Annotated in this window: 13 protein-coding genes; 10 read left to right on the top strand and 3 right to left on the bottom strand. The window is 69.9% G+C overall.

Annotation, left to right across the window (positions count from 1 at the left end; all coding sequences use genetic code 11):
- Positions 1-107 precede the first annotated feature (107 nt).
- From ACFW9O_RS31580 to ACFW9O_RS31550, 7 genes are all read left to right on the top strand, one after another.
- The gene (locus tag ACFW9O_RS31580; protein ID WP_384614087.1) at positions 108-1,892 is read left to right on the top strand and encodes a diacylglycerol kinase family protein; all 1,785 of its coding nucleotides are present in this window, start codon (positions 108-110) and stop codon (positions 1,890-1,892) included.
- Between the two features lies 1 nt (position 1,893).
- Positions 1,894-2,847 carry a YihY/virulence factor BrkB family protein gene (locus ACFW9O_RS31575; protein ID WP_351178218.1) on the top strand — a complete coding sequence of 318 codons (954 nt, stop codon included), beginning with the start codon at positions 1,894-1,896 and terminating at the stop codon, positions 2,845-2,847.
- Complete coding sequence (locus ACFW9O_RS31570; protein ID WP_384614084.1) at positions 2,848-3,639, top strand: phosphatase PAP2 family protein; 792 nt, start codon at positions 2,848-2,850, stop codon at positions 3,637-3,639.
- Positions 3,640-3,723: 84 nt separating this feature from the next.
- Entirely contained in the window at positions 3,724-4,125 is a 402-nt protein-coding gene (locus ACFW9O_RS31565) for a thiol-disulfide oxidoreductase DCC family protein (protein WP_384614082.1), read from the top strand.
- Positions 4,126-4,210: 85 nt separating this feature from the next.
- The gene (locus ACFW9O_RS31560) at positions 4,211-4,771 is read left to right on the top strand and encodes a tetratricopeptide repeat protein (protein WP_384614081.1); all 561 of its coding nucleotides are present in this window, start codon (positions 4,211-4,213) and stop codon (positions 4,769-4,771) included.
- A 705-nt stretch (positions 4,772-5,476) separates the two neighbouring features.
- On the top strand, positions 5,477-6,862 hold the full coding sequence (locus ACFW9O_RS31555) for a hypothetical protein (protein ID WP_384614079.1): 1,386 nt from the start codon (positions 5,477-5,479) through the stop codon (positions 6,860-6,862).
- A 334-nt stretch (positions 6,863-7,196) separates the two neighbouring features.
- The gene (locus tag ACFW9O_RS31550; protein ID WP_384614077.1) at positions 7,197-7,688 is read left to right on the top strand and encodes a DUF5959 family protein; all 492 of its coding nucleotides are present in this window, start codon (positions 7,197-7,199) and stop codon (positions 7,686-7,688) included.
- A gap of 101 nt (positions 7,689-7,789) precedes the next feature.
- On the opposite strand, the gene ACFW9O_RS31545 is transcribed toward ACFW9O_RS31550, so the two are convergent.
- Positions 7,790-8,551: a phosphoglyceromutase gene (locus tag ACFW9O_RS31545; protein WP_356426355.1), complete on the bottom strand. Its 762-nt coding sequence runs from the start codon at positions 8,549-8,551 to the stop codon at positions 7,790-7,792.
- Positions 8,552-8,752: 201 nt separating this feature from the next.
- Between ACFW9O_RS31545 and ACFW9O_RS31540 the strand changes: the two genes are divergently transcribed.
- On the top strand, positions 8,753-10,015 hold the full coding sequence (locus tag ACFW9O_RS31540) for an MDR family MFS transporter (protein ID WP_384614076.1): 1,263 nt from the start codon (positions 8,753-8,755) through the stop codon (positions 10,013-10,015).
- A gap of 142 nt (positions 10,016-10,157) precedes the next feature.
- On the opposite strand, the gene ACFW9O_RS31535 is transcribed toward ACFW9O_RS31540, so the two are convergent.
- Both ACFW9O_RS31535 and phoU read right to left on the bottom strand, forming a co-directional pair.
- A complete protein-coding gene (locus ACFW9O_RS31535) occupies positions 10,158-10,307 on the bottom strand; it encodes a hypothetical protein (protein ID WP_351180150.1) in 150 nt (49 codons plus the stop codon).
- Between the two features lie 188 nt (positions 10,308-10,495).
- Positions 10,496-11,173: a phosphate signaling complex protein PhoU gene (phoU, locus tag ACFW9O_RS31530; protein ID WP_351180153.1), complete on the bottom strand. Its 678-nt coding sequence runs from the start codon at positions 11,171-11,173 to the stop codon at positions 10,496-10,498.
- A gap of 226 nt (positions 11,174-11,399) precedes the next feature.
- On the opposite strand from phoU, the gene ACFW9O_RS31525 reads away from it, so the two are divergent.
- Both ACFW9O_RS31525 and ACFW9O_RS31520 read left to right on the top strand, forming a co-directional pair.
- Positions 11,400-12,671 carry an ATP-binding protein gene (locus ACFW9O_RS31525; protein ID WP_351180156.1) on the top strand — a complete coding sequence of 424 codons (1,272 nt, stop codon included), beginning with the start codon at positions 11,400-11,402 and terminating at the stop codon, positions 12,669-12,671.
- Positions 12,668-13,348, top strand: coding sequence for a response regulator transcription factor (locus ACFW9O_RS31520; protein WP_006377546.1), 681 nt, complete (start codon positions 12,668-12,670; stop codon positions 13,346-13,348). The genes ACFW9O_RS31525 and ACFW9O_RS31520 overlap by 4 nt, the downstream gene beginning before the upstream one ends.
- Positions 13,349-13,415: the final 67 nt, after the last annotated feature.

Raw genomic sequence — 13,415 nt, 5'->3', positions numbered from 1 at the left:
GTTCCCGTCGGCAGGTCTGGAGCGACGAGGAGGGGGAACACGGCGAAACGCCGGGTGAGCCCCGGTTCCAGCCGTAGCCCGAGGGCCACCGATACGACGGGAACGCCATGCCGACCGACACACCGGAAAGACGCACCGCCCTCCCCGGTGGGCACGTGTCCGCCACGCCGCCCCCCGTGGGCGAGTACGTTCCGGGCCGGCCGTCCCGGCCGTCCCGGGCGGTCGGGGAGCGCTCGCCCCGTGCCCCGGAGACCGCCGGGGGCGTGGGCAGGGCCGCGGGAATCATCGCTTCGGCGGCGGCCTGTCAGGCGGCCCTGATGGTGGGGCTCGGACTCCTGATCACCGGACCCGCGGCCCGTGCATGGCCGTTGACGTCCGAGGACGAGGTCACCGACGCGCTGGAGCGTGCCCGTACCGGCGCGCTCGACACCGTGTCCCTCGTCGTCTCCGAGGCGGGCAACACGGCCACGGTCATCGGGGGCACCCTCCTGGCCTGCCTCGTCCTCCTCGTGGTCCCGCGGCTTCCCAGGTGGCGGGACGCGCTCTTCCTGGCGGTCGCCGTCTCGCTCCAGTCCCTCGTCTTCCTGGTCGTCACCGAAGCCGTGGACCGCACCCGGCCGGACGTCGAACGGCTCGACGCCTCGCCCCCCACCTCCAGTTACACCTCCGGCCACACCGGCGCGGCGACAGCCCTGTACGCCGGCATCGCGATCCTGGTCCTGCACCGGACGAAGGGGCCGTGGCGCAGAGCCGTGGCGGTGCTCCTCCTCCTCGTGCCCCTGCTGGTGGGGGTCGCCAGGGCGTACCGGGGGATGCACCATCCGACGGACATCGCGGGCGGCCTGGTCAACGGCGGACTGTCCCTGTTCATCGTCGGCCGCGCCCTGCTGACCGGACCGCACGTACCCGCCCCCGCGCCCGCCGACGCGTCGGCCGGTGAGGCACCGGCCGCCGGGGCGCCGACGGGGCGGGCCCACGGCAGCACCACTGTGGTCTTCAACCCCACCGTCACCGACGAGGCGGCCTGTGCCGGCCTGCGACGGGTTCTCGAGGAACACGGTCACCACGGGGCGGACTTCGTACCGACCACAGCCGACGACACGGGGGAGGGACAGACGGCGCGCGCGGTGCGGGACGGTGCGTCACTCGTCGTGGTCTGCGGCGGTGACGGGACGGTCCGGGCGGCGGCGGAGGCGCTGGCCGGTACGGGCATACCGCTCGCTGTGGTGCCCTGCGGCACGGGCAACCTCCTCGCCCGCAACCTGGGGCTTCCGGTGAAACCGGCGGAGGCGCTGGCCGTCGCGCTGCGCGGTTCTCCGCACCGCATCGACCTCGGGCGGATCGAGGGCGACGGCATGGCACCCGCGCACTTCACGGTGATGTCCGGCGCCGGGCTCGACGCCGCGATGCTGGAGAGCACCAGCGACCGCGCCAAGGCCGTGCTCGGCTGGCCCGCCTATGTGGTGGCGGGCCTGCGGGAACTGCGCGCGCCCCGGATGCGCCTGACGGTCGCCCTCGACGGAGCGCGGCCCCTGCGCCGCACCGCCCGGATGGTGCTCGTCGCCAACACCGGCAAGGTTCAGGGCGGTGCCGCGCTGGTCCCGGCGGCCCGGCCCGACGACGGCCTGCTCGACCTCATGATCCTCGACCCGCGCGGACCGATGGGCTGGCTGGGCGCCGTCGTCTCGCTGGTACGCCGAAGGCCGGAGAGGGAGATCGGCCACACAGGCCGGTCGCCCGTGGAGTACTTCACCTTCCGTCACGCGGACATCCGCTTCGAGGCACCGCAGCCACGCGAGTCGGACGGCGACCCCGTGGCCCCGGGCAGGCGCCTCACCGCGCAGGTCAGACCCGGCGCGCTGACCGTGCTCATGCCTGAACGGGGGGAGTGAGATGGGTACCGCAACCCGGGTCCCGCAGACCCGCGACATGGTCGGCAGCGAACTCTCCGGCGACGAGGCGCTGGCCGCCCTGCGGCGCTACGGCCGATGGCCGCTGCTGCGCGACTCCTTCGTCCGCTTCCGGTACGCCGACGGCTTCAGCCACTCCCGGGCGCTCGCCCTGCAGACCGTGCTGGCCGTGGTGCCGCTGGTCATCGCCTTCGTCGGCCTCTCGACGGCCCTGCACACGGAAGACCTGGGCAGGGTGGCGGAACTGACGATCCACCGGATCACGGCGGGGCCGAGCGCCGCGGTGGTCGACGACGCGCTGGACCGCAGCCGGCGGACGGCCGACGAAGGGGCCCAGCTCGCCCTGTGGTTCGGACTGGTCTTCTCCCTGACCAACACCACGACGGCGATGTGCCAGATAGAGCGCGGTGCCAACCGCATATACGGGGTCGAACGGGACCGGGTCTTCCATCTGAAGTACCTGCGGGGGCTGGTGATGTCGCTGACCGCCGGAATCCCGCTCGGCATCGGCTTCGTCGTCATGGTGGCCGGAGGCGACCTGGTGCCGGCCGTCGTCGACGTGTACGACCTCGGTGCCGGTGCCCGGTCCGCGTGCGACCTGCTGCGCTGGCCGGCCGGGGTGGTCCTCGTGGTCATTTCGGCGAGCGCGATCTTCCGCCGTTCGCCGAGGCGCCGGCAACCGGGCTACACCTGGCTGGCCTTCGGCGCCGCCGTGTACCTGGTGCTGTGGACCACGCTGACCTGGCTGCTCAGCCTCTACCTCGAGGTCAGCGGTTCGTTCGACACCGTGTACGGCCCGCTCACGGCCTTCATGTCCCTGCTGCTCTGGGCCTACCTCACCTCCATCGCGCTCTTCCTCGGCCTCTCCTTCGCCGCCCAGCTGGAGGCGGTGCGGGCCAAGCGGCCCGGTCCCGTACAACCCGATCCAGGAGCCTGAATGACTGCCCGACCCGCTGCCCCGGCCCGACGACGGATCCGCCGGGACGCCGACCGCAGATTCGGGATCCGGCTGTTCGGTTCCGCGGCCGTCGCCGCGGTCGCAGCCGTCCTCTTCGGACTCCTGTTCGTCCTCGTGGAGAGCGGCTGGGGTCCGCTGCGGCGCCTCGACGCGGGCGCCGCGAGGTGGCTGAACCGGACCGCCCTCGACCATCCGGCGTGGACCGGCACCCTGCGCTTCTTCTCCGACGTGGTCTGGGACCCGGTGACCCTGCGCGCGGCGGTCGCGGTGCTCACCCTGTGGCTGGTGCACCGGCGTGCCTGGCGCCTGGCCACATGGTCGGCCTTCACCGCCGTGGCGGGAGGGCTGACGGGTCTGCTCGTCAAGAGCGTCGTCGAGCGGGCGAGGCCGGACCTGCCGGACCCGGTGGCGCACGCCCCCGGCTTCTCTTTCCCCTCCGGCCACGCGATGACGGCCACGACCTCGTTCGCGATCCTGCTGCTCGTTCTCCTGCCCCTGGTGCGCCCGGGCCTCCGTCCCCTGTGCTGGGCCGTCGCGGCCGTCTCCGTACTGGGTGTCGGCTTCACCCGCATCGCGCTGGGCGTCCACTGGTTCAGCGATGTCGTCGGCGGCTGGACGCTCGGGCTCGCCGTCGTGGCAGTGACCGGCTGGTCCTTCGAGGCATGGCGCGCCGACGCGGGCCTCGGCCGGACCGAGATGGCGGAGGGCCTGGAGCCGGAACTGGGCGACGAAGACCCGGAGTCGGCCGACCCGGCCCCTCGCCGTGACTGAGCACCTCCGCGCTGTCGCGACCACGGGGGGTGAGGACGGGGCCGGGCCCCGACGCAGGGGAGTTCGTTCAGACAGGATGAGTCCATGTCGAATCGATCTGTCCTGGTCTACGACGGTGACTGCGCCTTCTGTACGACCTCGGTGAACTACCTCATGCGGCGATTGCGACCGAACTGCACCGTCACGCCGTGGCAGTTCGCGGATCTGGAAGCTCTCGGCGTCACCCAGCAGCGAGCCGAACGCGAGCTGCTGTACGTCTCGCCGGCCGGCACGGTGTACGGCGGCGCTCAGGCCGTCGCCAAACTCCTGTTGCGTGCCGGTGGTGTCTGGGCCTGGCCGGGCGGCTTGCTGACCCTGCCTCCGATGCGCTGGATCGCCCACGGTCTCTACCGGCTCATCGCCACCAACCGTGACCGTCTGCCCGGCGGCACGCCGGCCTGCGCATTGCCGGCGGACCGAAGGCCCGGCACGCGGCCTGCCGGCTGAGAGCGACCGCGTGTGAGGGACAGGCCGTCAGCGAGTACCTGGGGCACTCCGGCCCGGGACCGACGTTGAAGGTGTACGCGTCCCAATGGATCTGTTCACGAGAACGGACAGCAGATGTTCACCACTTTGGGAGGCACCTGATTACCTGCAGAAATCGAACGCCATCCTTGCCCGTGTTTACCGCGACACCGGGCGGACCGACCTCGCCTCCACACACGCCGAGCAGGCGCTGCACAGAGCCCGAGAAACAGGCGACCCGGCCAACGAGACCGACTGCCTCATCACCCTCGGTAGCCTGCACCAGCTCAACGGCCGCGTGGATCTGGCCTCCGCGCATCTGGAAGAGGCTCTGAGGATCACCCGCCGCTGCGACTTCCGCCACCAGCAGGCCGAAGCTCACGCCGGACTCGCCCACGTCCGCCTGGGATCCGGCGACTCGGATGTTGCTGCGGACCACGCCGAAACCGCCCTGACCATCGCCCGGGAACTGGAACTGCGCCTGACCGAAGGCCGCGCACTGATCGCGCTCGCCGCCGTAGGACGGGCCACTGGAGACCCTGCCACGGCGGCCCGGCACGCTGCTGAGGCCGAGCGAGTCGCGCAGGAGGCCAGCTACCGCCTGCCGCCCGTGGCCCGCCTCAGCTGAGGCATTTCAGCGGTAGAACTGGGTGACCGTGGAGACCTTCGGGTCCCCGGTGTCGTCTTCCAAGCGCGGCCCACGCTCGAGCGCGACCAGGCGTTCTCCGAGGCTGAAATGCGGTCTCGGCGGTTTCAACAGTCGACTCACTCATGCCGCCCACCTCATATCTAAGCCCGCCCCCACCCCTGTACATCAGCCGTCGCTGTCGTCAGCCACCCCCGTACCTCCGGCGTGCGTGAGCTCAGCGGCGCGATCGCTCGGTAGCCCAATGCTCAGTCAGGGCCGTTGTCAGGGATGTGTCCATCGGAGATCGGGCCACCTCGTAGCGGACGACGGCCTCGTCATCCGTGCGGTCGGGTTCGACCCCGCCGAGCACCTCACGGTCGAGCCCGGGCGTGGGGCAGCCAGTCGACGACCTGGACGTCGTCGTTGATGTAGACCACGACGCCGCCCTGGCCCTCATCCGCGAGCGGCTCGGGCGGAGCGACGTGCAGACCGGTCGTGGCGAGGTCCAGCCGTACCTGGTCGAGGAGGAGTCGGGTCTGGCCTGCGCCGTCTTCTCCACAGCTGGGACGAGGCCGGCGATCCGGGAGCGGAGCACTGAACTACGTTTGCAAGGCGTGAAGTTGGGCGAGCAGCGACCTACCCGCCAAAGAACAACCCGAGCAATAGGCTGTTGCCCCATACGAGTGTCAGACGGAGGGGGACGTCGTGCCACATTCCGACACAGCGGTCAGGACTCGTACACGCCTGCTGCTGATGTACAACCTCACGCCGCAGGTGCGGGTGCCCGACGCCATGCTCCGCCCGCTGACGGAGGCGCTTGGCCTCGGCCGATTCGCCTCCCACGTCGAAGCCGCCGGACGGCTGCTGCCCCAACTGGTACTGCACGAACACGTCCCCGAGATCACGCTGCCATCGAACGCGGCCCGGGTCGACGGTGCGGCAATCACCCTGGCCGTCACGCCTCGTGGGGACCCGCTGCTCTTCGTAGACGTCGAAATCACGGACGGCGCGGACAGCTCGGACGCAATCGCCGACACGCTCTATGCCACCTGGCAGGACCGCGCCGCGACGCGCGTCGGCGGGATGCCGTTGACCGAGTGGCTCGACGAGCGCCTGCGCACGTACGGCATCACGGACCGACCCGCCGACCAACTGCCCCTCGAGTTCGGCCGGAACGTTCACCAGAGTGTCTTTCCTGGAGCGGCGCTCGCACAAGGGCTGTTGGCCGAGCACATGCCCGGCGACGCGGTCGGCCAGGATGTGGTGACCATCGTGCTGCGCGGCACGCTGGACGACGGCACCGGCGCCACGCTGGGCATACGCCGACCTGAGACGCTGAACAACCCAGGCCAGACCATGGTTGCGCACGGCAGGGGCGTGTCATTGATCGTCGGCTACGCGCCGCCGGTGGAGAACGCGTTCGGGCTGGCCGCGGTCGGCATTCTCAACGCGGTCGCGGCCGTGCACCGGATCCGGCGGCAGGCGTTCGAGGCTCTGGAGCTTGACCAGGCCGCGGTAGTCGAGACGACGGAGGATGCCCGCACCCTGGTCGCGCAGCTCTCGCGTCGGCTCAGCGATCTCCAGCTCGACCTGAGCTTCAGTGCCGAGATGTACGCCGACACGATCCTCATCCCGGAACTGCTGGTCGAAAGCTTCCACTCGTCGCTGCGCGGCGTCTCCGCGCTGGTAGAAGCGCTGACCAACACGTCCCGCACTGTCGAACGGGTGAACGCTGTGCTCGCGACGCGACGCGTCGACCTGGAGACGGCGTCCCAGGAGTACGCCGAGGGCCGCGACCGGGTGTTGGCCTCGGTGATCGCCGCCGGCTCAGTCATCGCGCTCCCGCCCGCGCTGCTGCTCGCATACTTCGGCGTCAACAGCAGCGACGTGGATCCGCGCCGGTCGATCCTGGACGTCCAACATTACGGTGTCGCATACGCGATCGCCTGGGTACCGTTCCTGCTGCTGATCGCGGCAGGCCTGGTCGCACGCCGCCGCATATCGCTGGGCTTATCCGCCCCAGATGCGGCTCCCAGGCGGCGCCGAACCCAGCTTTTCTGGCGTAGACGATCGCGTCGACAGGCTCGGTGACTACGGCGCCTTCCTACAGCTCCGCCATGTCGATGATCCCGCTGGCCGCCCGCTGGAGCGCGGAGGGCGTGTCGTGCCCGGCGCTGGTCGACGACGACTTCGGTGGAGCGGGTGTTCTTGGAGTGCGGTGTGGTGCACATCGTGGCGAGAACCTTCGATGGCCACTCGGACCCCGGCTTGACGCTCCGCGTCTACGCGCACCTCATGCCGTCCGGCCGGGAGCGGACCAGCAGAGCCGTGTCCGATGTCTATTCGAATCGTCTGGCCCCTGAACCGTGAGAGCCGCAGGTGGTCCGGCAGGATGCTCGGACCTGGTCACTTCGGAAGGGAATCCGTGGACTCGACGGACGGCGTCATCAATCTGATTCACCTGGCCGACAGGCCTGGCACCAGCGGGCAAAGTGTCTCCGTGCGCATCCTGGGTCGCTATCAACCGGGAATTCTGACCGGCCACGACTTCCTCGACTGCGAGATCGTCATCAACGCGGAATCCGTCAATGGCAACTTCGCGGTGACCCTCCTCCCTGAGGACCTTGAGGACTGGGAGGGCTCCTTGGCAACCCTGGAGTCCGGCCGGTTCGTCGTGTGGCTCGTATCCGGGCGGACTCCTTCGATGAAGTTCGAGCCTGACGAGGGCGGCGGGCTCTGGGTGTCCGTGCACGACGGGCCGTCATCCGGAGTCACTGTCAAAGTCCCGTTGTTCGTCTCACCGACCTGGGTCATCGAGCAGCGGGATCTGCTCGACCAGGCCCGCCGGGCCTATCCCCGCGAGGTCGTCGAGACATCACCCGGCGCCTACGAGTGGCGGCGTGCTCGCAACGTCTGACGGCCTGACCAAGCCACTGAGGGCCCCACAGGCGGCCCAGCCCCACCACAAAGCCCCCGCCCCGCGAGAAAATCGCAGGTCGGGGGCTTGTTGGTGTCGCGTTACTTCTTCTTGCCCTGGTTCTTCACGGCCTCGATCGCGGCCTTCGCCGCGTCCGGGTCGAGGTACGTGCCGCCCGGCTTCAGCGGGTTGAAGTCGGCGTCCAGCTCGTACGCGAGCGGGATGCCGGTCGGGATGTTGAGGCCCGAGATGGCGTCGTCGGAGATGCCGTCCAGGTGCTTCACCAGGCCGCGCAGGCTGTTGCCGTGGGCGGCGACCAGGACGGTCTTGCCGTCGAGGAGGTCCGGGACGATGCCGTCGTACCAGTACGGCAGCATGCGGTCGACGACGTCCTTGAGGCACTCCGTGCGCGGACGCAGCTCCGAGGGGATGGAGGCGTAGCGCGGGTCGTCGCTCTGCGAGAACTCGGTGCCGTCCTCGAGGGCGGGCGGCGGGGTGTCGTACGAGCGGCGCCACAGCATGAACTGCTCCTCGCCGAACTCGGCGAGCGTCTGGGCCTTGTCCTTGCCCTGGAGGGCGCCGTAGTGGCGCTCGTTCAGGCGCCAGGAGCGGTGGACGGGGATCCAGTGGCGGTCCGCGGCTTCCAGCCCGAGCTGGGCGGTGCGGATCGCGCGCTTCTGGAGGGAGGTGTGTACGACGTCGGGGAGCAGGCCGGCGTCCTTGAGCAGCTCACCGCCGCGGACCGCCTCCTTCTCGCCCTTGTCGGTGAGGTCTACGTCCACCCAGCCGGTGAACAGGTTCTTGGCGTTCCATTCGCTCTCGCCGTGGCGGAGGAGGATCAGCTTGTACGGTGCGTCGGCCATGGCTCCGAGCGTAATCGAACCCGCGCGGCCTCCGCGCGCCCGGTCACAGGGCGGACAAAGGGGAGTGCGGGCCTGCGCCGTTTGACGATGGGCGTCAATCGAGTGGCGGTCCGGGACTCCCTCTTCGTAATGTTCGGACTGCTATAGGGCCGCTTACATCTGTCGGCTCGCATCCGTTCGCACGTCCCCAGGGGGAGCCCTATGTCCGTCGCCGGTCTCAGGAAGGCGGCACACGAGACGGTTGCCGGGCTCCCCAGGGAGTTCTGGTGGCTGTGGACCAGCACGCTGGTCAATCGCCTGGGGGCGTTCGTCGCCACGTTCATGGCGCTCTACCTGACCCTGGACCGGGGCTACTCGGCCTCGTACGCCGGTCTGGTCGCCGCCCTCCACGGGCTCGGCGGAGTCGTCTCCTCGCTCGGGGCCGGGGTGATGACGGATCGGCTGGGACGCCGGCCCACCATGCTGATCGCGCAGCTCTCGACCGCGGCGTCGGTGGCCGTGCTCGGCTTCATGGTCCATCCGGCCGCGATCGCCGCCATGGCCTTCGTGGTGGGCATGGCCAGCAATGCGTCCCGGCCGGCCGTGCAGGCGATGATGGCCGACATCGTCCGGCCCGAGGACCGGGTGCGTGCCTTCTCGCTCAACTACTGGGCCATCAACCTGGGCTTCGCCGTCTCCTCGGCAGCGGCCGGTTTCATCGCCGAGTACAGCTATCTGGCCGGCTTCCTGGGCGAGGCCGCCATGACGTTGGTCTGCGCCGTCGTCGTCTTCCTCAAGGTGCCGGAATCCAGGCCCGAGGTGGCGCCCCGGGTGGCGGGGAGCCGCGCCCCGGACGACGTGCGGCTGATCACGGTCATGCGCGACGGGCGCTACATGGGCGTCGTCGGGCTGTCGTTCCTGGTCGCGTTGATCTTCCAGCAGGGGCACCTGGGGCTGCCGGTGGCCATGGGTGCGGACGGGTTCTCCAGCTCGGACTTCGGTACGGCCATCGCCGTCAACGGCGTGCTGATCGTGGTCCTGCAGATTCCGGTCACCCGGTTCATCCAGCACCGTGACCCACGCCGTCTGCTGATCATCTCGTCCGTGCTCGCGGGGTACGGGTTCGGGCTGACCGCCTTCGCGGGGTCGGTCGGCGTGTACGCGCTGACGGTGTGCGTCTGGACCCTCGCCGAGATCGTCAACGCCCCGACGCAGACCGGCATCGTCGTCCAGCTCTCGCCGGCACACGGCAGGGGGCGCTACCAGGGCATGTACACGCTGTCCTGGTCGGCTGCGGCACTCGTCGCACCGCTGATGTCCGGCTTCGTGATCGACCACTACGGCGCGGACTGGCTGTGGGTGACCTGCGCGGTGCTGGGCACCGTGGCGGCGTTCGGCTACTGGCTGCTGATGCGGAAGCTGCCGGATCCTGTGGCCGCGGCGCCCCTCGCCACCGAGCGGGCGGTCGCCGAGCCGGCGGTCTGATCGGAGACCGGCGGTCTGCCGTCCGAAGGGGCCGGGGGGCCGAAGCGGTCTGCCGTCCGAAGGGGCCTGCGGCGCGGAGGCGAGCGCGGCGATGCCCCGCGGCGACACGCGTCCGCCGCGGGGCACGCTCGCATCTGCCCGGTCAGCCGGAGCAGCCGCCGCACTGGCACGGCGCGCCGGACTGGCAGCCGCATCCGCAGCCCGCACCGCAGCCGCAGGCTCCGAGCACGGTCAGCTGCACCACTTCGGTCGGGGTCTCCTGCTGGGGTTCGGTCATGGGCGAATCGGCCATGGTCCCTCCTCGGGGGGTACGACTCGGCGGCGTACGACAGCTGCCTGAGCCCTCGTACGACAGCTGTGCACGACGGGGGCATACGGCATGGCGTGCCGCCCCCGCCCCCATTGCATGCCCACCCCGGCGGGCGCATCAACGGCGCACGCGCGCGGAGACAAACGTGCGACCGCGCGCGTTCCGCGCCCCTACGCCCCTTCCACCGGGGTGGCCGTCTGGATTTCGTCCGCGTGCTCACCCGTCACCAGGTAGACGACGCGCTTGGCGACCGACACGGCGTGGTCGGCGAAACGCTCGTAGTAGCGGCCGAGCAGCGTCACGTCGACGGCCGTCTCGATGCCGTGCTTCCAGCGGTCGTCCATCAGGTGCTGGAACAGCGTCCGGTGCAGCAGGTCCATCTCGTCGTCGTCCTGCTCCAGCTGGAGGGCCAGGTCGACGTCCTTCGTGATGATGACCTCGGCGGCCTTCGCCATCAGCCGCTGCGCGAGCTGTCCCATCTCCAGAATGGTGGCGTGCAGGTCGTGCGGCACGGCCGAATTCGGGAAGCGCAGCCGGGCGAGCTTGGCCACGTGCTGGGCGAGGTCGCCCGAGCGCTCCAGGTCCGCGCTCATCCGCAGCGAGGTGACCACGATCCGCAGATCGGTCGCGACCGGCTGCTGGCGTGCCAGCAGCGCGATGGCCCGCGCCTCCAGATCGTGCTGCAGGTCGTCGACCTTCTGATCCGCGGCGATCACCGTCTCGGCGAGCTTGAGATCGGCGTCGAGCATGGACGTCGTCGCCCGGCCGATCGCCGAGCCGACGAGCCGGGCCATCTCGACCAGGCCTTCGCCGATCGAATCGAGTTCCTCGTGGTAGGCGTCGCGCATGGAAGTCCCTCTCCAGATCCTTGGACCACCCGGCACAGGGGGGCGGTCTTACTGAGCCGGGGTCTGCGGGCAGACCCCCACGCTCCCACGGTGCGGGCGCAACGAGTCGGGATCCGGCCCCCGAAGTGAACCGGCACTTTCTCCTCGGTGAACTCTGGGCGACGAGTGTTCGAGATGGCACCCGGATGGCTGGGAGAGACCCGACGCACCCGCATAACCTTGAAGCATGGACGTGAACGCGGCAGTCGCCGCAGCTGCCGCGATAGCCGGGTTGTGCACCGGTGTCATCGCGATGCTGGCGTTCCGCTGGAGCGAACGCGAGCAGAGACAGCCCACGCGTACGTCCCTGCGGCCCGACAGCAATGCCGCGCTGCCCCCCGGGGTGGACACGGTCCTCTCCGTGCTCAGTTCCTCGGCCGTCGTGCTCGACGAGAGCGACAGCGTCGTCAAGGCCAGCTCCGCCGCTTATGCGCTGGGCCTGGTCAGGGGCGGGCGCCTGTCGGTCGACGCGATGCTCCACATGGCCAGGGACACCCGTCGCGACGGTGAGATACGACAGGTCGAGCTGGACCTCCCACGGCGCGGTACGGGTCGGGGCGAGGCGCTGGCCGTCTCCGCCCGGGTCGCTCCGCTGGGTTCCCGGCTGGTGCTGCTGCTGGTCGAGGACCTCACCGAAGCCCGTCGCATAGAAGCGGTACGGCGCGACTTCGTCGCCAACGTCAGCCATGAGCTCAAGACCCCGACCGGTGCGCTCTCGCTGCTCTCCGAGGCGGTCATGGACGCTTCCGACGACCCGGAGGCGGTGGAGCGGTTCGCCGGACGCATGCAGATCGAGGCGACCCGGCTGACCAACCTCGTACAGGAGCTCATCGACCTCTCCCGCGTCCAGAACGACGATCCGCTCGAGGACGCCGAACCCGTTCGGGTGGAAGAACTGGTCGCCGAAGCCATCGACCGGTGCCGCCAGCAGGCGGGCTCCAAGCAGATCACCATGGCTTCGGGCGGTACGGCGGACCTCTTCGTCTGGGGGAACCGCGGACAGCTCGCTGCCGCGCTCGGCAATCTCGTGGAGAATGCCGTCAACTACAGCCCCGCCCGCACTCGCGTCGGCATCGCTGCCCGGCAGCTGGTCGCACCCGGCGGGGATCTGATCGAGATAGCCGTGACCGACCAGGGCATCGGCATCTCCGAGAAGGACCGCGAGCGGGTGTTCGAGCGGTTCTACCGCGTCGATCCGGCCCGCTCCCGGGCCACTGGTGGCACCGGTCTCGGCCTCGCCATCGTCAAGCACGTGGCCGCCTCGCACGGCGGGGAGGTCACCGTCTGGAGTTCTGAGGGCCAGGGCTCCACCTTCACCCTGCGACTGCCCGAGTCGGGCGTCGTACGGGGGCGCACCACCGGCGGACCGCTCATCGTCAACGGTCACTCCGTTGACGACGAGGGGCCGTACGAGACCGACACTTTTGAACCATTTCCTGCCCCGGAGGCTCTTCCGTGACCCGAGTGCTTGTCGTCGAGGATGAGGAATCCTTCAGCGACGCCCTGTCCTACATGCTTCGCAAGGAAGGCTTCGAGGTGGCCATCGCGGCCACCGGTCCCGACGGCCTCGACGAGTTCGAGCGCAACGGTGCCGACCTCGTCCTGCTGGACCTGATGCTGCCCGGGCTGCCCGGTACGGAGGTCTGCCGGCAGCTGCGGGTGAAGTCCAACGTTCCGGTGATCATGGTCACCGCCAAGGACAGCGAGATCGACAAGGTCGTGGGCCTGGAAATAGGAGCCGACGACTATGTGACCAAGCCCTTCTCCTCACGGGAGCTGGTGGCCCGCATCCGCGCCGTCCTGCGCCGTCGCGGGGAGCCGGAGGAGGTCACCCCGGCCGCCCTGGAGGCCGGTCCGGTACGGATGGACGTGGACCGTCACGTCGTCACCGTCTCCGGCGGCAAGGTGGACCTCCCGCTGAAGGAGTTCGACCTCCTGGAGATGCTGCTGCGCAACGCCGGCCGCGTCCTGACGCGCATGCAGCTGATCGACCGGGTCTGGGGTGCGGACTACGTGGGTGACACCAAGACCCTCGACGTCCACGTGAAGCGACTCCGGGCCAAGATCGAGCCGGACCCGGGGGCGCCGCGGTACCTGGTGACGGTGCGGGGGCTGGGCTACAAGTTCGAGCCGTAAACCGGTGACCGCGGTGGCGCCGGTAACGCGTCCGGCCGTACGGGCAGCAGCCGCATCGTCCGCGCGT

It is taken from the genome of Streptomyces sp. NPDC059499 (genome assembly GCF_042749285.1).
Classification (GTDB): Bacteria; Actinomycetota; Actinomycetes; order Streptomycetales; family Streptomycetaceae; genus Streptomyces.
The sequence above is the reverse complement of the archived record's forward strand: the minus strand, read 5'-3'. Positions and strand labels throughout refer to the sequence as shown.